Below are 18,030 nucleotides of genomic sequence, written 5' to 3'. Positions count from 1 at the left end.
CTTTCATCGGTTTGTTATGGTCGATCTACAGAAAGCGAACCTAACTCGCCTCCCTCACACAGTCGCTTCACCCAGGCTTCACCAGAATCGCTCAAGGGAATGAGACTGGCGCGGCGACCCGTGCCCGACATCTGCAGTTCCAGGCGCAGATCGGTCGCCGGCAGCGCCCCTGCCCCGCGTTCCGGCCACTCCACGAGCCACAGCGAAGCGGTGCCCTCGTCCAGGCCCAGGAAGTCCAGTTCCGCCGCGCCCCCGATCCGGTACAGGTCCATGTGCCACGCCTCGCTGCCATCGGCCAGCGGATAGCGCTCCACCAGCGTGTAGGTGGGGCTGCGGATCGCACCGGTGACGCCGAGTGCGCGCAGCAGCGCGCGGGCGGTGGTGGATTTACCCGCGCCCAGGTCACCCTGCAGTTCCAGCAGCGCCTGCGCCGGGCGGGTGGCCGCCAGCGCCTGGCCCAGCAGGTCGGTGTGTTCGGGGGTGGGGAGATGCAGTTCAAGCATGGACAGGATCCGGATTGCAGAGCCGGCGCAGCGGCGCCAGCAGGTCGGTGGGAAGCAGGCCGCGCTGGCCGTCGGCGGCAGCCACGTCGCCAGCCAGCCCGTGCAGCAGGGCGCCGCCGGCTGCTGCCTCGAACGGCGCCAGCCCCTGGGCACGCAGGGCCGCAATGATGCCGGTGAGCAGGTCGCCCATGCCACCGACCGCCATGCCGGGATTGCCGGCGCCGATCACTGCGGTCCGCCTGCCCGGCGCTGCCACCAGGCTGCCAGCGCCCTTCAACACCACCACCGCATGGAAGCGATCGGCCAGTGCAGTGGCGGCGGCGAACCGGTCGGCCTGTACGGCAGCCGTGGTGGTGTCCAGCAGGCGTGCTGCCTCACCGGGGTGCGGGGTGAGGATCGCCTGCGGCAGAGCCTGCGGAGCGCGCGCCAGCAGGTTCAACGCATCGGCGTCCACCACCAGCGGCTTGCCGCTGTCACGTGCATCGTGCCATAGCGCCTGCGCCCACTCGTCCTGCCCCAGCCCGGGACCGATCGCCACCACGCTGGCCCGTTGCAGCAGTGCCTGCAGGTCCGCCTTGCAGTCCACCGCATGGCTCATCGCTTCGGGTAGCCGAACCAGCGCCGCACCGATGTGGTCGGCACGCGTGGCCAAGCTGGCAAGGCCCGCACCGGCTCGCAACGCGGCGTGTGCGGTCATCAACAGTGCACCGCCGCTGCCATGGTTGCCGCCCACGCACAGCACGTGTCCGGAGGTTCCTTTGTGCGCGTTGCGGCGACGCGGCGGCAGCAACGCCGGCAGGCGGTCGCTCTGCCAAAGGTCGGCCGACGCCTGCATGCCGTCCCATGCGGACGCCGGGACCGGCAAGGGCGCCAGGGCGCACTGGCCGGCATGTTCGAGTCCGCCGCCGGTATGCAGGCCACGATGGGCAGCCAGGAACTGCAGCGTCACCGTGGCGCGCACCGCCACGCCCGGCGCACTGCCGCGGTCGGCATCGATGCCACTGGGCACATCCAGCGCCAGCACCGGCGCGGCCTGCGCGTTGATCGCTTCGATCAGCGCCTGGGCCGCGGGCCGCGGCGCCTGCCGCAGGCCGAGTCCGAACAGCGCATCGACCAGCACATCGGCCGTCGGCAGGCTGCCATCGAATACGCTGCTGTGCCCGCCCGCCTGCTGGAACCCGGCGGCCGCCTGCATGCACAGGGCCGTCGCCGGCGCCGTGCCCGGCAGGGTCAGCACGCTGACCTGGCGGCCGGCCTGCAGCGCGTGCAGCGCCAGCACGTAGCCATCGCCGCCGTTGTTGCCCGGCCCCACCACCACGGCGATGTGCCGGGCATCGGGCCAGTGCTGCAGCAGGCAGTGCCACGCCGCCTTGCCGGCGGCGGCCATCAGCGACCAACCGCCGTCAGCGGCCAGCGCGGAAGCGCGCGCATCCAATGAACGGGCGGCAGCGGAATCGAACAGAGCGGAAGGGTCCAGCATGCAGGGATTCTATACTTGTGCGCATGCATCCCGATTCCCCCACCCTGCCCGCCGGCCTGGATCCGGCGCTCGCCGTCCAGCGCATCCGTGCACTGGCGCGTGCGCATGGCTTCCAGCGCTGCGGCATCGCCGGGGTGGACCTGGCCGAAGACGAGGCGCACCTGGCCGACTGGCTGGGCCAGGGGCTGTACGGCACGATGGACTGGATGGCGCGGCACGGCACGTTGCGTGCGCGGCCGGCCGAGCTGCTGCCCGGCACCGTGCGGGTGATCTCGCTGGGCATGGACTACAGCCACAAGGACGACACCGAAGCCTGGGCCACGCTGGCCGATCCCGGCCGGGCCTACGTCGCGCGCTACGCGCTGGGCCGCGATTACCACAAGCTGATGCGCAACCGGCTGCAGAAGCTGGCCGCGCAGATCAGCGATGAAGTGGCCCCGCTCGGCTTCCGGGTGTTCGTCGATTCGGCGCCGGTGCTGGAACGTGCGCTCGGTCGCGATGCCGGCCTGGGCTGGATCGGCAAGCACACCTGCCTGATCGATCGCCACGGCGGCTCGTGGTTTTTCCTCGGCGAGATCTACATCGACCTGCCGCTGCCGATCGACCAGCCGGCCAGCGCGCACTGCGGCACCTGCACCCGCTGCATCGACGTCTGCCCCACCCAGGCGATCATCGCCCCGCAGCGGCTGGATGCGCGCCGCTGCATTTCCTACCTCACCATCGAACATGAGGGCGCCATTCCCGAGCCGATGCGTGCGCTGATCGGCAACCGCATCTACGGCTGCGATGACTGCCAACTGGTGTGCCCCTGGAACAAGTTCGCAAAGCGCACCGACGAAGCGGATTTCCGCGCGCGCAACAACCTGGACCGTGCGCGCCTGGATGAGCTGTTCAGCTGGGACGAAGCGGAGTTCCTGCAGCGCACCGAAGGCAGCCCGATCCGCCGCAGTGGCCATGAGCGCTGGCTGCGCAACATCGCCGTGGCGCTGGGCAATGCGCCCACCTCAGCGCAGGTGGTGGAGGCGCTGACGACCCGCAGCACGCACGATTCGGCGCTGGTGCGCGAACACGTGCAATGGGCGCTGGAGCAGCACGGCGCGGGGTGATCGCCTGCGTCCGACGTGCGACCATGGTGGCCTGATCCGGATTGACCCGTTGAGTGCCCATGCAGCAGCGCAGCATCGATGTCCTTACCCCCAGCCAGCTCAACACGCTGGCGCGTGACCTGCTGGAAGGCAGTTTCCCGGCGATCTGGGTAGAGGCCGAACTGGGCAGCGTGGCGCGTCCCTCGTCGGGCCATATGTACTTCACCCTGAAGGACGCGCGCGCGCAGCTGCGCGCGGCGATGTTCCGGATGAAGGCGTCCACGCTGCGCTTCGTGCCGCGCGAAGGCATGCGCGTGCTGGTGCGCGGCCGGGTCACGCTGTACGACGCACGGGGCGAGTACCAGATGGTGCTCGACCACATGGAAGAAGCCGGCGAAGGTGCACTGCGCCGCGCCTTCGAAGAGCTGAAGGCACGGCTGGAAGCCGAGGGCCTGTTCGACCCGGCGCGCAAGCGCCCGCTGCCCGCCCACGTGCAACGCCTTGCAGTGATCACGTCGCCGACCGGCGCGGCGGTGCGCGACGTATTGAGCGTGCTGGCGCGCCGCTTCCCGCTGCTGGACGTCGACCTGCTGCCGTCGCTGGTACAGGGCGATTCGGCAGCGCCGCAGCTCACCCGCCTGCTGCAGGCCGCCGATGCCAGCGGCCGCTACGACGTGATCCTGCTGACCCGCGGTGGCGGCTCGCTGGAAGACCTGTGGGCGTTCAACGATGAAGCGCTGACCCGCGCGGTGGCCGGCAGCCGCACGCCGGTGGTGTCCGCGGTGGGTCACGAAACCGACTTCAGCCTCACTGATTTCGCTGCCGACCTGCGCGCCCCGACCCCGTCGGTGGCCGCCGAACTGCTGGTGCCCGACCAGCAGGACCTGGCACGCCGCCTGCGCCGTGACGCCGCGCGCCTGCAGCAGCTGCACCGGCATGCGCTGGGCCAGGCGATGCAGCGCGCCGACCGCCTGCTGCTGCGGCTCAACGCCTGCAGTCCGCAGGCCCGGCTGCAGCTGCTGCAGCGGCGTCACGCCGACCTCGGCCGGCGCCTGCAGGCGGTCCGCCAGCAGCAGGCGCAGCAACGCACGGCGCGCCTGCGACATGCAGCAGCGGTGCTGCGAGGCTTCCATCCGCAACGCCAGCTGGAAGGCCTGCAGCGCCGCCTGCTGGCCCTGCGCGGCCGCTCCGAGGCGGCAATGCAGCGCCAACTGCAGAACGACGCGCTGCGCCTGCGTGGCCTGGCCCGTTCAATGGAAGCGGTCAGCCCGCTGGCGACGGTATCGCGTGGCTACAGCATCCTGACCCGCACCGACGATGGCCAGCTGGTCCGCAGCGTCGGCCAGGTCCAGCCCGGCGACGCCCTGCAGGCCAAGGTCGGCGATGGGGTCATCGACCTGCAGGTCACCCGCACCCGCTGATCACGGCCGCCGGCCATCTGCCTGGTAGTGACGGCCGCTGGCCGTCTTGCCCTCAATGACCGCCCCCGGCCATCTTCCCGGTAGTGACGGCCGCTGGCCGTCTGCCTGGTAATGACGGCCCCCGGGCCATCTGCTTGGTAGTGACGGCCGCTGGCCGTCTTGTCCTCAATGACGGTCCCCGGCCGTCTGCCGCCCTACTGCCGCGCCTGCTCGCAGAACCGCTCGCGGTATTCCATCGCCTTCGGCATCAGCGCCTGCAGGTTCTGGATGCGCGTGCCCGGATTGGGATGGGTCGAAGAGAACTCCGGCTGCGACTGCCCGCCGCTGGCCTGGCCCATCCGCTCCCACAGCGGTACCGCTTCGCGCGGATCGAAACACGCCGCCGCCGCCAGCATCAGGCCCACTTCATCGGCCTGCGTTTCATGGCCGCGTGCATACGGCAGCAGGTAGCCGTAGCCCATCGCCGCCATCACCATCTGCTGCTGTTGCGGGTCCATGCCACTGGCCGCACCGGCCATCTGGCCGATCTGCGTCAGCTTCTGCTGCGCCATGCGCTGCGCACCATGGCGCAGCAGCGCATGGGCGATCTCATGCCCCATCACCACGGCCATCGCATCGCGGGTCTGCGCCACCGGCACCAGTCCGGTATACACCGCCATCTTGCCGCCCGGCAGGCAGAATGCATTGGCCTGGTCGGACTGGATCACGTTGACTTCCCAATCGAACCCGCGCGAAAAATGCCCCGGCTGCAGCCCATGCTCTTCGGCCAGCGCGGTTTCCACCACGTCCACCTTGGCAATCAGCCGCTGGGCGATCTCACGCACGTCGCGCGACACCGGCGCGTTCGGGTCCAGCGGGCGTTCCTGCGCGAGGATCTCCTGGTAGGCCTGCAGGCCCAGGGCCTTTTCCTGGTCCACGTCCAGGGTGCTGTCGATCAACACCGACTCGCCGGTGTACGGATCCACCGACCGGTTGGAAAACCAGTAGAAGGCGGCATAGCCGGCGAAGGCCAGCAGCACCAGCCAGCGGACATTGCCGAACAGGCCGCCGCGGCGCCGGCCCTGCTGCGAAGAACGGGAGAAAGGATCGTTGCGCATCGACGTGCGTCCTGGCCAGGCCCGCCGGGGCCGGCGGGTAACGGCTCATCCTAGCCCAGATGCGGTGCAGCTCAGATGCCGCGCACCAGTCGGAAGCCGATCCGCCCGCTGGTGGTGTCTGAATCCTGCGATTGCCGCCAGGCCGCGCGGGTCTGCTCGGGGGCATTGGCCCAGTTGCCGCCGCGGATCACCCGCGCGCGGCAGCCCGGATTGAACCAGGCCGCGCCGTCGGACGGCGCACGCCGGTAACTGGCATGCCAGCAGTCGGCGACCCATTCGCTGAGGTTGCCGCCCATGTCATGCAGGCCCCAGGCATTGGGCTTGAACATGCCGACCGGCGCAGCGCCCCAGTAGCCGTCGCCATAGCCGATGAAGGCATTGGCCCAGCGCCGCCCGGTGGGCGAAACGTCCAGGCTGCCGGTGAAGTTGCCTGAATCCGGCGGCGGCACCCCGGCATTACCCCAAGGATAACGGCCGGAGGACCCGGCCCGCATCGCATATTCGAATTCCGCCTCGCTGGGCAGCCGGTAAGAGCGCCCGGTCTGCTCGGACAACCAGTTCGCATAGGCTTCGGCGTCACGCACGCTGACATGCATCACCGGCTGGTTGGCCAGCGCGCGTGCGCCGTCGTAGTCCGATTGCCAGTCGACCCCGCTGCGGCGGATGAAATTGCCGCTGCGCTCGTCGTAGACGATCGAATGGCCGCGCCGGGTGGCCCGCGGGCGCGCATTGGCGGCCTTCACGAAGCGCGCGAAATCGGCCACGGTCACCTCGGTCATGGCCATCGCGAAGCCACGTTCGAAGCGCACGTAATGCGAAGGCCGCTCGGCATCGCTGGCACCGGGTTCGTGCAGCCCGGCGCCCATCTGGAAGCCACCGTGCGGCACCACTTTCATCTGCGGTCCGCGCCCGCCATCGCGCAGCGGATCACTGAACACCTGCCCGGGGCGGAAACTGCCGTAATGCGTGGCCAGCTCGATGCGCTCGCGCAGCAGCGCCACGTCGGCGTTGCCCGGCAAGGCGATGCGCATGGCCTGCTCCAGCTTCTCACCGGCCGGTTTCAGGCCCTGCGGTGTCGCCAGGTCACGCAGTCCCTGCGCACGCAGGGTGGCAAGCGTCGCCGCACGGATCGCCTCGATGCGTTCGAAGGCATCGGCAATGGTCGGGGCGGCATCGCGCACTTTGCTGGCTTCGGCCAGCCAGGTACCGGCGGCGGCAAAATCGCCCGCCCGTGCGGCGATCTCGGCCCGCCCGATCAGTCCACTTTCAGCCGCTGCCAAGCCCTGTCGGGCCCGGGCATTGTCTTCATCCAGGGCGAGTGCTTCACGGAAATTGACCAGTGCACCGTCGCCATCCTCGCCGATGCGCCCGGCGCGCAGGTCGTCTTCGCCCGCGCGGTTGAATGCCACCGCGCGCTGGGCAACCTCGACCTGGCCCTGCAGCGCACGCGCCTGCGCGTTGTCCGGGGCGATGGTCAGCAGCACCAGCGCGATCTGCGCCGCTTCGGCCAGCGCCACCCGCTGTTGCTGCGGTTGCGCCAGCAACGCCCTGCCCTGCCCCAGCAGCTGGCGCTGCGCCCGCTGCAGGCCATCGCGGGCACGACGGTCCTGCGGATCCTGCTCCAGCAGCGCCAGCCACAGCGGAATCGCCGATTCGCTGGTTTCGAACAGCTGGCCCTCGCGCAGGGCCTGTTCGGCGCGTCGGCGCGCATCGGCGCGCTCGCCGGGGTCAAGGGTCACCGGGGGCGGCGTCCAGCGCTGTATGGTTTCGGCTTCATCCTCGCCGCCGATGGTCACCGTGGCTTCGCCACCGGCCCGGGCATTCTGCGCACGCGGCGCCGGTTCGGCCGCTGCGGCCGCCGGTGCGCGGGCCCCCGGCGATGGCTCTCCGCAGCCGGTCGCCCCCAGCAGGCACAGGGCGGGCAACAGCAGGTACGGGGCGCAGCAGACGCAAAACCAACTCCTTCAGGCCGGGGTGCCGGCCGACGTTAGGCTATTCTCCCCTTCCTGAGCAAACGCGAGAAGTCGAACGCCCCGTGGCAACCTGGATCAACACCCCCGCAGAACTGCAGGCGCGGCAACAGCTGCGTCCCTCCCGCATCGGCCTGGACACCGAGTTCATCCGCGAGCGCACCTTCTGGCCGCAACTGGCCTTGGTGCAGATGGCCGTCGGCGACGAGGTCCTGCTGATCGATCCGCTGATCCCGGGCATGCCCGAAGCGCTGGCGCCGTGGCTGACCGATACCTCCATCATCAAGGTGATGCACAGCGCCAGCGAAGACCTGGTGGCGTTCAAGCACACCTGCGGCGTGCTGCCGCGGCCGCTGTTCGACACCCAGATCGGCGCCTCGCTGGCCGGTATCGGCGGTGGCATGGGCTACCAGAAGCTGGTGCAGGAAATCACCGGCGTGACCCTGGAAAAGGGAGAAACGCGCTCTGACTGGATGCGCAGGCCGCTGTCGGATTCGCAGCTGCAGTATGCCGCCGACGACGTCGAACACCTGTTCGCGCTGCACGATGCCATCGTGGCGAAGCTCGGGGCGCTGGATCGCCAGCAGTGGCTGGCCGACGATGCCGAACGCCTGCTGGCCAGCGTGGAGCATGACGAAGACCGCTGGCCGCACCTGGGCATGCGCTCGGCGCAGTTCCTGGATGCACCGGCACAGCGCCGGCTGCTGCGCCTGCTGCGCTGGCGCGACCAGCAGGCACGCAGCAGCGACCGTCCGCGCAGCTGGATCCTGGACAATGAACTGGCGGCCACCCTCGCCCGCGTCCCGCCGGTGGACGAAGCGGCGTTGGGCAAGCTGTTCGACCAGTTCCCGAAAGCACCGCGCAAGCTGGCAGGTGCGGTGTGGCAGGCATTGAACACCCCGCTGGACGATGAAGCCGATGCGCCGCAGCTGCTGCAGGCCACCGATGCCAACAAAAAGGCGTTGAAGAAGCTGCAGGAAGCGGTTGCGCAGGTGAGCCAGTCACTGGGCCTGCCCGATGGCGTGCTGGCCTCGCGCAAGCACCTGGAAAGCTACCTGGAAAACCGCACCTGGCCCGCTCCGTTGGCCGGCTGGCGGCAGCAGGTGCTGGAGCCGAAGCTGCAGCCGCTGCTGCCCTGACTGTTCTGCCGGATGACGGCCAGCGGCCATCACTACCGGGCAGCCAAGCATCTGCTGGATGACGGCCAGCGGCCGTCACTACCGGGCAACCATGCATCTGCTGGATGACGGCCAGCGGCCGTCACTACCGGGCAACGAGCCCCTGGTAGTGACGGCCGCTGGCCGTCAACCTCACTGCCGGTGCCGCGTCACCAGTTCACGTTCACCGAAACACCCACGGTGCGCGGCTCGTTGTACACCGCCGCCATGTAGTTCTCGATCACGCCCTTGAGGTTCTTCTCGTTGGTGATGTTGCGCGCGAACAGCGCCACTTCGTAGGCGCCGTAGCCGCCGGAGTAGCCCAACTTCAGGCCGCCTTCGAAATCGCCCTTGGAATTGAACTCGGCCGTGTCGTACAGCACGAAGCTGGTATAGCCCTGCTTGTTCCAGTCGGTGGACACGAACACGGTGGCTGCATCGCTGACCGGGAAATCGTAGCGGGCCGCCAGGTTGATGCCGTACTTCGGCGCGTTCGGCAGCGGGTTGCCGTTGATCTGCGCGAAGGTATTGGCACCGACCTTGATGGTCGGGTCGTTCACGGTACACACCACCACGCCGTTCAGCGCACACACCTGGGCGTACACCCGGTCATCCTGGATCTCGCTGTGCAACAGGCTGACGCCCGCACTCAGGGTCAGGTTCGGAATCGGACGCAGTTCCATGTCCGCTTCCAGGCCGTAGGCACGCGCCTTGTCCGCGTTGAACAACACGCCATTGCCATCGGAATCATTGCCGTTGAGCTGGATGTCGTTGACCTGGTAGGTGAAGGCGGTCGCGTTCAGGCGCAGGCGGTTGTCCCACAGCGTGCTTTTGACGCCGGCTTCCCAGGACAGGATGGTCTCCGAATCGGCGGTGGTGAAGTCTGAGTTGAACACCGCCGAGCGGCCCTGGATGGTCGGTCCGCGGAAGCCGCGCGCGACCTTGGCGTACACGCCCACCTGGTCGTTGATCTGGTACATCGCGCTCAGGTCCCAGCTCGGCGTGGTGTCGCTCATTTCCACATCCGTGCGGCCGCGATAGGTCACCGCACCGGCCGCGGTGTCGGCGGTCTTCAGCAGGCGCGTGCGCTTCTCATCGCGGGTCTGGCGCAGGCCCGCGGTCAGCGTCAACTGGTCGGTGGCCTTGTAGCTCAGCTGGCCGAAGCCGGCAACGGAGGTATTGGTATTGCGCAGGCGCACCCAGTTGTTGGGATTGCGCGCAGCACCCTGCAGGAACCAGCCGCGCTGGTAGAAGTCGGTGATATCACGGCCGTCGAAGTAGAACAGGCCTGCCTGCCAGCTCAGGCGATCATCGCCCACGCTGGCCAGACGGACTTCCTGGGTCCACTGGTCGAGGTCGCGCACCTGGCCCATCGACTGGCCGAAACCATTGGCCACGCCGTTGACCGGGAAGTTGGCCGCCGCGCCGCCGTCGGTGTCACCGCGGCTGTAGCCGGACGTGGTTTCGTAGGCGGTGATCGAGGTCAGTTCCACCGCGCCGAAATCGTAGGTCGCCTTGAGCGAGCCACCATAGGTCTTGTAGGCCTGCGGGTTGTTGGCGGCCTCGTCGTAGGCCACGCGGTCGCGCGCGGCGATCGGCTGGTTGGAGCCCTTGACCATGCCACCACGCAGGAACAGCGTGGAGGTGCCTTCGTAGTCCCGCGCATGCGCGGAGGCCAGCACGGAGAAGTTGTCGGTGGGGGTCAGCAGCAGCTGGGCGCGCACGTTGCGGTCGTCGAAGCCGCCCATGGCATCCTTGCGCGGCGCCATCGCGCCATCGGCACTGGGACCGGCATAGGTGTTGTCCACGTAATCATCGCGGTGCTGGTACAGCGCCGACACGCGGAACGCGGCGACCTCGTTGATCGGGCCGCCCAGGCCGGCATCCACGGCGACGCTGTTGTGGGTTCCGTAGCTGGCATTGACCCGGCCGCTGGCCTCCTGGCTCGGCTTGATGCTGTCGAACTTGACGATGCCGGCGGTGGTGTTGCGCCCGAACAGCGTACCCTGCGGGCCACGCAGCACTTCGATCTGGTCCACGTCGTAGACCGGGTTGGACTTCAGCACCACGTGTTCCAGCACCACCTCGTCCTGGATGATGGACACCGGCTGCGAGGCACCCAGATAGAAATCGATGTTGCCCAGGCCACGGATGTAGAAGCGCGGGAAGATGCGCCCGGTGGTGGTCTCGGCATAGAAGCCCGGCACCCGGCCGGACAGTGCCAGCAGCGTGTCATCGCCGCCGGCGGTGTAGTCGCGCAGCTGCTCGCCCTGCAGCACGCCGACCGACACCGGCACGTCCTGCAGGTTCTGCTCGCGGCGTTCGGCGGTCACGGTGATGGCATCCAGCGCGGTGGCGCTGGCCGGCGTGGCAGCCTGCTGCGCGAAGGCCGGGGCGACCAGGCCCACGGACAACGCGGCGCATGCCAGCGCCAACGGATGACGACGGAAGATTCGGTGGTTCAGATGCATGTACGGGGACTCGCGGGAGCGTCCGTGCGGCCTGCGCGAGCCGGGCGGATCAGGAAATCAAAGCGCGCAGGCGCACAGTATGGCGGCCACGTTGCAATCCCGTGGCAGCCGCTCCCCCTTGCCGCCGACCTTACGCTGCCACCACCGCCGCGCGCGCCAGCACGAAGCGCGCCGCCGCTTCGCGCAGCGACGCCGCCTGGGCGGTCATCGACTGCGCCGAGGCAGACGTCTCTTCCACCAGCGCCGCGTTCTGCTGGGTGACCCCGTCCATCTGCACGATGCTCTGGTTGACCAGTTCGATGCCGGCGGCCTGCTCGCGCGATGCCAGCGCGATGCCGCCGATCGCCGTGCCCAGTTCTCCGACCGCGGTCACCACCTGCTGGATCGTCTCGCCGGCGCGCGCCGCCAGCGCACTGCCGGTGCCGACCTGCTCCACCGATTCGTCGATCAGGCCCTTGATCTCACGCGCGGCCTGCGCCGAGCGCTGCGCCAGGGTGCGCACTTCACTGGCCACCACCGCGAAACCACGCCCTTCTTCGCCCGCACGGGCCGCTTCAACCGCCGCGTTCAGCGCCAGGATGTTGGTCTGGAAGGCAATGCCATCGATCACCGTGGTGATGTCGGCGATACGCCGCGAAGACGCCTCGATCAGGCGCATGGTGCGCTCCACCTCGGCCACCGCCTCACCGCCCTGCGATGCCACGCCGGTGGCCTGCACCGCCAGCTTGTCCGCACGCACCGCGTGGTCCGCGCTCTGGCGAACCGCGGCGGTCATTTCTTCCATCGATGCGGCCGACTCTTCCAGGTTGGCCGCCTGCTGTTCGGTCCGGCGCGACAGGTCTTCGCTGGCCGAGGCGATTTCCGCCGCCGCCGCCGACACGCCATCGGCCGAGCGCTGGATGCCAGCGATGATCGTGCCCAGGCTGGACACGGTCTGGTTGGCGTCGTCGCGCATTTCGGCGAACACGCCCTGGAAATCACCTTCGATACGGCTGCGCAGGTCGCCCCGCGCCAGGTTGCGCAGCAGGTCCGACAGCGCCGCCAGGTTGTGGTCGGCCGTGGTCATCAGGGTGTTCAGCCCTTCCACCATGACCCGGAAATCATTGTCGAACGCTTCGGCGTCACCACGCGCACTGAAGTCACCGGCCGCAGCGGCCGCGACCAGGCGCTTGATCTCGCCATTGATGGCCTGCAGGCGGGCGCGCACGCCGTTGACCGACGCACTGATCCGGGCCTTCTCGCCCGGCAGTTCCGGCATCGAAGCCGACAGGTCACCGGCAGCATATTCCTGCACCAGTTCGACCATCTCCAGCGTGGTGCGCACGTGTGCATCGACCAGCGCATTGGTGCCCTCCACCATGCCGCGGAACGCGCCCTGGAACGCGCTGGCATCGATGCGGTGGCTGATGGCGCCTTCGGCGTGGTGCTGGGCCATGCGGTCCTGCGCGGCGGTGACATCGCGCAGGGTCGACTGCATCTGACGCATGGACGACAGCAGGCGCCCCACTTCATCCGGGCGACGCTGCGGGATCTCGCGGTCCAGCCGGCCCGCCGCCACGTCCAGTGCCACCTGTTCGGCCTGCTGCAAGGGACGAGCCAGCAACCGGCGCATGGCCAGCACGGTCGCGCCGATCACCGCCAGCAGCGCCAGCGCGGAAATGCCGGCGATCTGCAGCAGCAGCGTGCGCAGCACGTCCTGCAGCACCGACACCGGCTCCATGCCCAGCACCATCCAGCGCCACGGCGCATGCGCCTGCGCGGAAACGAAATAGCCGCGCGTGTCCTTGCCATCGGCGCTGCGCACCTGCAGCGTGGCCGATGCCTGGCGGCCTTCCAGCAGCGCCTGCAGCAGCGGCAGGTCTTCGGCCACCACGCGCTCGCTGATCTTGCCGCCTTCACCGGCGGGCGCTGCGATCACCTTGCCAAAGCCCTCGCCGGGCCGCGTGTCGATGGCCATGAAGTAGCCATCCTTGCCCAGCGTGGAATCACGCAGGCTGGCCTTCAGCGCGGCCAGCCCGGCGGACTGGTCCTGACCGACGAAGGCGATGCCCACCACCGCACCGGCCGCATCCTTCAGCGGCATGTAGTGCGTCATGTAGTCCGTGCCGAACAGGTGCGCCGGGCCACTGAAGGCTTCGCCGGCGATGATCTTCGGATACGCCAGGTGGGCGCGATCGAGCTTGGTGCCCAGCACGCGCTCACCGGCGGCATTGCGCAGCGAGGTCGCCACCCGCACGAAGTCATCGCCATCGCGCACGAACACCGTCGCCACGCCGCCGGTGGAGGTGGCAAAGCGATCCACCGCCGCATCGTCCAGCGCCAGCGGGCTGCCACCGAACATCAGCTGCGGGGCAACCTGGCCGGCCACCTCCACGCTGCGCGCGGCATCCACGGCGGCATCGCCGGCCGGCAGCGAGGCGCGGAACAGTTCAGCCATGTGGGCGGTGCTCTGGCTCAGGCTGCGGTCGTACAGCGCCACCGAGTCCCGCATCAGGCTGGCCGAGGTGCCCAGCCCGGCCTGCACGCGTGTCTGGTAACTGGCGGCGGTCTGCCGGTAGATCAGCAGGGCCAGCAGCACGAAGGCAGCGGCGGTGATGGCCGCAAGCAGGATCGCCAGACGGGAAGAAATGGACAGCGTGGAACCGGTGGCGGCAGAAGTCGTCATCGAGAGGCACTTGATAGGAAGGGGGGACGCGTGTCGGGCGTCACACTTTTAACGGCACCGAAGTGGTCCTCTTTAGGCTGGATCGATCAAATTTTCGGCAGCGTTCAGCCTCCAAGCGATTGATTTTTCGCATGAAGGTGCTGAAAACGGTTACATCGCGCCACCATCAAGCCGAGAGGACGACCCGCCCGAAGCCGCTTTCTTCATCTAGCGCGGTGATCGCGTGCAGCTGATCCAGCCGCAGGTCACGCAGCCCATCGGCGCTTTCAAGGCGCAGGAACTCTTCCTTGCTCGGCGTGCTCACGGTGGTCAACGCACGGCCTTCCACCTGGGTGCCGTCGGTCAGCTCCACCTGCAGGCGAAGCCGGCGCAGGCAGGCGATCTCCAGATGGTCATGCAGGTCGCAGGAGATCGGGCGGTAAGGTTCCATCGGCTTCCAAGCGTTGGCTGCACGGGTGCGTGACGTCACACTTTCGATCCGCACGCGCGGGCTTGGCAAGCATCCGGCAGTTGGATAGACTCAGGTCCACTGTGGGGCCATAGCTCAGCTGGGAGAGCGCGTCGTTCGCATCGACGAGGTCAGGAGTTCGATCCTCCTTGGCTCCACCACGAATTGAAACAGAAAGCCCCGGGATCGCTCCCGGGGCTTTTTTCGTTCAGGCCGGCTCGCCGCTGCCATCCTTGCGCACCGGCTTCTTCGAGTGCGCATCACGGATCTGCTCGTCCTGCTGGCCGGGACGCTGCTTGGCCACATCATCCTGGCGCTGGTCCTGCTGGCTTTCTTCTACGCCGGCGCGGTCTTGCTGGCTGTTCTTTTCGGTACCCATGCTGCGTGCCTGCTCGTTGTGGTGTGTCGTGGTACTCCACGCTATCGGCGCCGCCGTGATGCGCAGATCACGAGCCCGCGGCCGCCCGTTCAGCCCGGTTGGCCCTGTCACCTGCGCGCGGCACCGTGGCGGCGCTCACTGGAACGCCGCTCAGTCCAGCTTGACCACCAGTTTGCCGAAGTTGCGCCCCTGCAGCAGGCCGAAGAACGCCTCCGGCGCTGCCTCCAGACCGTCCACGATGTCTTCGCGGTACTGGATGCGCCCGTCGCGCAGCCATTGCGCCATCTCTATCTCGAAGCGGGGGAACAGCGCGGCGAAATCGGTCTGGATGAAGCCCCGCACGGTCAGCCGCTGGCGCAGCACCTGGCTGAAGAAGCCCGGCAGGCGGTCCGGCCCCGGCAGCAGCGCACCCCGCGCGTTGTAGGTGGCGATGGTGCCGCACACCGGCACGCGCGCGAAGTCATTCAGCAGCGGCAGCACGGCATCGAAGACCTTGCCGCCGACGTTTTCGAAATAGACGTCGATGCCCCCGGGAGCCGCTGCACGCAGTTGCTCGGCGAAGCCGTCGGCGCGATGGTCCAGCGCCACATCGGCACCCAGCGTTTCCACGTACGCACGCTTGTCCGGGCCACCGGCAATGCCAACCACGCGCGCACCCTGCTGCTTGGCCAGCTGCAGCACGGTGGCGCCTACCGGACCACTGGCTGCGGCCACCACCAGCGTTTCGCCCGGCTGCACGCGGCCAATCTCCTGCAGGCCCGCGTAGGCGGTGAAACCCGGCATGCCATGCACGCCCAGCGCCGTGCTGAGCGGCAGTCCGTGCGCCTGCAGGCGGCGGCTGATGCCAGCGCCGTCCACCACTGCGTGGGTCTGCCAACCACCCGATGCCACCACCAGCGCGCCCGGCTCCAGCCCATCATGGCGCGAGGCCAGCACTTCACTCACCGTGCGCCCTTCCATCACCGCATCCAGGGCCACCGGCGCAGCATAGGACGGGCCTTCTTCCATGCGCCCACGCATATAGGGGTCCAGTGACAGGTAGCGGTTGCGCAGCAGCACCTGGCCCGGCTGCAGTTCGGGCAACGCAGCCTGCTCGCGGCGGAAGTTCGCGGCGGTCGGTGCCCCCTGCGGGCGCGAGGCGAGGACAATGCGATCGGTGGTGAGGGACGAGTAGCACATGCGCTGCATCCGTTCGGTAAAGGAAGTAGCCTTCGACGGTACGCGCAACGCAGCCCGCACGGGGCCCTGAAAAACCAGCGTCCCATTGCCGTGCACGCTGGCGGCAACGGAGGATCAAGCACTTGCACGCGCATGGGCAGTGCGGAGACACCATTGTGAAGTTTTTTGTTCAAAAGGCTTGCCGAAACCGCGCGACCTCCGTAATATGCGCCTCCTCGGCAGCGACATCGCTGCCAACGAAACAAGTGGCCGAGTAGCTCAGTTGGTAGAGCAGGGGATTGAAAATCCCCGTGTCGGCGGTTCGATTCCGTCCTCGGCCACCATTTCTAAAGGGTCTGCGAACTTGCAGGCCCTTTCTTTTTTTCAGTTGCACGGATTTTGCACGGATTTCATTCGGCGCTGTCGCTCATGCTGCTTCGTCATCGAGTGCAGGGCAGAGACGACGCGCAATGTTTTCGAATCGTGCGGCCTCGGTGCGGAGGCGATCGGCGGCGCGGCGGCGGCGTGCCCTTTCCTCCCAACTTCCTGCGCGATCACGGTCCAACTCGGCGGCTTGCTGCCACAGGCCAGCAGCCTTGGTACGCGCCCAGCGCGCCTTACCCGCATTTGTCTTCGTCATGGCAGCTATGGTGCCGGCGACGCGTCGCAGGGGCCGATACGCAGGCAACGCCAGCTGACTGCCTCAGCCCTGCCCTGTAGGTCGTCAGAGTCCACTGCCGGCCGCGAACTGCGCGGGTCGAAGCATCGGCATTCCACATCGCGGATGCGCGACCGTTATACGAAATCGTATGGTCCGGTGTCGGTGAAACACTCGGCGCAAATGAACGGGAGCCGAACATGACCAACCAGTTCAAGGCCGAGATCGAGCGCATGGTGGAAGAGTGGGACCGTGAAGCAGTGACCAGGCATCAAGAAGGGATGACGGCCTCCGCCGACACGCTTCGTGACTGCTCTGATGAAGTGTTGCGGATCATCCTGAGGTACGGGCGAAACGTACCGCGCGTAGGGCGCAGCCAGTGAGGCTGCGCGATGTTCAGACGCGTTCGATATGAACGTTTTTTGCAAGCCGCCTTCCCTATCCTTCTCGCACTACCTGCGCTATACGGACATGCGAGGCTCCTCAGTTCATTGATATAGGCCTGATTGTCGATCAGGTCATCGCCCGAGCCGTAGGTCTCGTGGAAGTTTCGCGAGCCGTCCATCAGGCTCGGGCCGTAGATCTCGCATCCGGGCAAAGTTCTTGCCTTCCATGGGCACCCGTATGTGATGCCATTTACACAGGACGAAGCCGAACGCGTGGCCGCGGCGGATGGTCCTACTCTTGGCGTGGTTGTAGTCGCAGCCGTAGACCACCTGCCACGGCGCCGGCAGCCGCTGCTCGACCAGCGCTAGGCACGCCATGCACGGGCCGACACCTTGGCCAACTCAATCCGGGCGGCCTCTTCCTTCGTCGACGGAGGCGCTTTCGATCACATTAGCGCGCGCCCCTGTCAGCCTGGGCAGGCTGCTCCGGCACACCGTCCGGGATCGGCCCGGCATAGCCGGGGATCGGGATCTGCCGGCAGTCATCGCGCCACACGGTCTGGCCGCGTGACGCGTACAACACGAGCGGTTTCACCCGGTAGCCGTAGCCCTGCACGGCGCCGGACGATGCGATCTGCAGCGACGTGGCTGCCGCTGAAGTCGGTGTTGCGGGCAAGCTGGGCGCTCATGGCACGTACCTCACTGCGGCGGCAGATGCGTGCTGGGAAAACTGGGCGACTATGGCCTGCAGCGTCGTGGAGTGGTGCGCGATAGCCGCAGCCTCGTTCGGGGGTGATGCGGCAGTCTTGTATGGCGTCGGCGATGACCTCGGCGAGGTCGCCCTTGGCGCCGCTGGCGGCCAGCAACGAGCCGATCAGGCTGCCGCTCTCCGGCACCTCCGTGCGCGACAGCGCGTAGCCGTGCTGCGACGCCATGGCGTGGAGGATGCTGTCATCTCCGGTCACGCCCATCACCTCGCTACCTTCGGCCAGCGTTAAGTGGTGCGTGGTGTTGTTCGGGTTGACCTTGTTCCGCTGCACCGCGGCGGACATGCCGATGCGCGGAGACAGCGACTCGCTACCACTCGGATAGGCGTGGACGGTCTTGTGGGCGGCATCTGCGGCGTTCATTGGATGGCCTCGGAAACGTGGA

The 18,030-nt window shown here is 67.9% G+C and carries 14 protein-coding genes and 2 tRNA genes; 6 read left to right on the top strand and 10 right to left on the bottom strand.

The window, feature by feature from the left end:
• Positions 1–14 precede the first annotated feature (14 nt).
• Together tsaE and QE373_RS06865 are read right to left on the bottom strand one after the other, a co-directional pair.
• The gene (tsaE, locus tag QE373_RS06870; RefSeq protein ID WP_309684980.1) at positions 15–503 is read right to left on the bottom strand and encodes a tRNA (adenosine(37)-N6)-threonylcarbamoyltransferase complex ATPase subunit type 1 TsaE; all 489 of its coding nucleotides are present in this window, start codon (positions 501–503) and stop codon (positions 15–17) included.
• The gene (locus tag QE373_RS06865; RefSeq protein ID WP_057507989.1) at positions 496–1,983 is read right to left on the bottom strand and encodes an NAD(P)H-hydrate dehydratase; all 1,488 of its coding nucleotides are present in this window, start codon (positions 1,981–1,983) and stop codon (positions 496–498) included. Before QE373_RS06865 ends, tsaE begins: the two co-directional genes overlap by 8 nt.
• Positions 1,984–2,006: 23 nt before the next feature.
• On the opposite strand from QE373_RS06865, the gene queG reads away from it, so the two are divergent.
• Positions 2,007–3,089, top strand: a complete 1,083-nt coding sequence (gene queG, locus QE373_RS06860) for a tRNA epoxyqueuosine(34) reductase QueG (RefSeq protein ID WP_309684976.1) — start codon at positions 2,007–2,009, stop codon at positions 3,087–3,089.
• A gap of 59 nt (positions 3,090–3,148) precedes the next feature.
• Positions 3,149–4,489 (top strand): exodeoxyribonuclease VII large subunit, encoded by a 1,341-nt coding sequence (gene xseA, locus QE373_RS06855; RefSeq protein ID WP_309684974.1) that lies wholly within the window; start codon positions 3,149–3,151, stop codon positions 4,487–4,489.
• 194 nt (positions 4,490–4,683) lie between these two features.
• On the opposite strand, the gene QE373_RS06850 is transcribed toward xseA, so the two are convergent.
• Positions 4,684–5,586, bottom strand: coding sequence for a M48 family metallopeptidase (locus QE373_RS06850; protein WP_309684972.1), 903 nt, complete (start codon positions 5,584–5,586; stop codon positions 4,684–4,686).
• Between the two features lie 71 nt (positions 5,587–5,657).
• Complete coding sequence (locus QE373_RS06845) at positions 5,658–7,382, bottom strand: formylglycine-generating enzyme family protein (RefSeq protein WP_309689602.1); 1,725 nt, start codon at positions 7,380–7,382, stop codon at positions 5,658–5,660.
• Between the two features lie 239 nt (positions 7,383–7,621).
• On the opposite strand from QE373_RS06845, the gene rnd reads away from it, so the two are divergent.
• On the top strand, positions 7,622–8,695 hold the full coding sequence (rnd, locus tag QE373_RS06840; protein WP_309684970.1) for a ribonuclease D: 1,074 nt from the start codon (positions 7,622–7,624) through the stop codon (positions 8,693–8,695).
• Positions 8,696–8,883: 188 nt separating this feature from the next.
• Here rnd and QE373_RS06835 read toward each other — a convergent pair whose 3' ends face one another.
• The 3 genes from QE373_RS06835 to QE373_RS06825 all read right to left on the bottom strand — a co-directional run bounded on the left by QE373_RS06835 (position 8,884) and on the right by QE373_RS06825 (position 14,279).
• Positions 8,884–11,184 (bottom strand): TonB-dependent receptor, encoded by a 2,301-nt coding sequence (locus QE373_RS06835; RefSeq protein WP_309684968.1) that lies wholly within the window; start codon positions 11,182–11,184, stop codon positions 8,884–8,886.
• 130 nt (positions 11,185–11,314) lie between these two features.
• The gene (locus tag QE373_RS06830) at positions 11,315–13,849 is read right to left on the bottom strand and encodes a Cache 3/Cache 2 fusion domain-containing protein (protein ID WP_309684966.1); all 2,535 of its coding nucleotides are present in this window, start codon (positions 13,847–13,849) and stop codon (positions 11,315–11,317) included.
• Positions 13,850–14,015: 166 nt separating this feature from the next.
• Entirely contained in the window at positions 14,016–14,279 is a 264-nt protein-coding gene (locus tag QE373_RS06825; RefSeq protein ID WP_309684964.1) for a Rho-binding antiterminator, read from the bottom strand.
• Between the two features lie 103 nt (positions 14,280–14,382).
• Between QE373_RS06825 and QE373_RS06820 the strand changes: the two genes are divergently transcribed.
• Positions 14,383–14,458 (top strand) — tRNA-Ala (locus QE373_RS06820).
• Positions 14,459–14,505: 47 nt separating this feature from the next.
• On the opposite strand, the gene QE373_RS06815 is transcribed toward QE373_RS06820, so the two are convergent.
• Together QE373_RS06815 and QE373_RS06810 are read right to left on the bottom strand one after the other, a co-directional pair.
• Positions 14,506–14,676, bottom strand: a complete 171-nt coding sequence (locus tag QE373_RS06815) for a hypothetical protein (protein ID WP_170184005.1) — start codon at positions 14,674–14,676, stop codon at positions 14,506–14,508.
• Positions 14,677–14,826: 150 nt separating this feature from the next.
• Positions 14,827–15,855: an NADP-dependent oxidoreductase gene (locus QE373_RS06810; protein WP_309684962.1), complete on the bottom strand. Its 1,029-nt coding sequence runs from the start codon at positions 15,853–15,855 to the stop codon at positions 14,827–14,829.
• 247 nt (positions 15,856–16,102) lie between these two features.
• Here QE373_RS06810 and QE373_RS06805 point away from each other — a divergent pair.
• Positions 16,103–16,178 (top strand) — tRNA-Phe (locus QE373_RS06805).
• A gap of 514 nt (positions 16,179–16,692) precedes the next feature.
• The gene (locus QE373_RS06800) at positions 16,693–16,875 is read left to right on the top strand and encodes a hypothetical protein (protein WP_309684960.1); all 183 of its coding nucleotides are present in this window, start codon (positions 16,693–16,695) and stop codon (positions 16,873–16,875) included.
• Positions 16,876–17,420: 545 nt separating this feature from the next.
• On the opposite strand, the gene QE373_RS06795 is transcribed toward QE373_RS06800, so the two are convergent.
• Entirely contained in the window at positions 17,421–18,008 is a 588-nt protein-coding gene (locus QE373_RS06795; protein ID WP_309684958.1) for a phage regulatory CII family protein, read from the bottom strand.
• Positions 18,009–18,030: the final 22 nt, after the last annotated feature.

Source organism: Stenotrophomonas sp. SORGH_AS_0321, from assembly GCF_031453215.1.
Lineage (GTDB): Bacteria > Pseudomonadota > Gammaproteobacteria > Xanthomonadales > Xanthomonadaceae > Stenotrophomonas > Stenotrophomonas chelatiphaga.
The sequence above is the reverse complement of the archived record's forward strand: the minus strand, read 5'-3'. Positions and strand labels throughout refer to the sequence as shown.

What these genes read in the sequence shown, in the direction of transcription:
- QE373_RS06800 (WP_309684960.1), top strand. Translation starts at nt 16,693, where the DNA reads ATGACCAACCAGTTCAAGGCCGAGATCGAGCGCATGGTGGAAGAGTGG.
- QE373_RS06810 (WP_309684962.1), bottom strand. Translation starts at nt 15,855, where the DNA reads ATGTGCTACTCGTCCCTCACCACCGATCGCATTGTCCTCGCCTCGCGC.
- tsaE (WP_309684980.1), bottom strand. Translation starts at nt 503, where the DNA reads ATGCTTGAACTGCATCTCCCCACCCCCGAACACACCGACCTGCTGGGC.
- QE373_RS06865 (WP_057507989.1), bottom strand. Translation starts at nt 1,983, where the DNA reads ATGCTGGACCCTTCCGCTCTGTTCGATTCCGCTGCCGCCCGTTCATTG.
- QE373_RS06825 (WP_309684964.1), bottom strand. Translation starts at nt 14,279, where the DNA reads ATGGAACCTTACCGCCCGATCTCCTGCGACCTGCATGACCATCTGGAG.
- queG (WP_309684976.1), top strand. Translation starts at nt 2,007, where the DNA reads ATGCATCCCGATTCCCCCACCCTGCCCGCCGGCCTGGATCCGGCGCTC.
- xseA (WP_309684974.1), top strand. Translation starts at nt 3,149, where the DNA reads ATGCAGCAGCGCAGCATCGATGTCCTTACCCCCAGCCAGCTCAACACG.
- QE373_RS06850 (WP_309684972.1), bottom strand. Translation starts at nt 5,586, where the DNA reads ATGCGCAACGATCCTTTCTCCCGTTCTTCGCAGCAGGGCCGGCGCCGC.
- QE373_RS06835 (WP_309684968.1), bottom strand. Translation starts at nt 11,184, where the DNA reads ATGCATCTGAACCACCGAATCTTCCGTCGTCATCCGTTGGCGCTGGCA.
- QE373_RS06830 (WP_309684966.1), bottom strand. Translation starts at nt 13,849, where the DNA reads ATGACGACTTCTGCCGCCACCGGTTCCACGCTGTCCATTTCTTCCCGT.
- QE373_RS06815 (WP_170184005.1), bottom strand. Translation starts at nt 14,676, where the DNA reads ATGGGTACCGAAAAGAACAGCCAGCAAGACCGCGCCGGCGTAGAAGAA.
- QE373_RS06795 (WP_309684958.1), bottom strand. Translation starts at nt 18,008, where the DNA reads ATGAACGCCGCAGATGCCGCCCACAAGACCGTCCACGCCTATCCGAGT.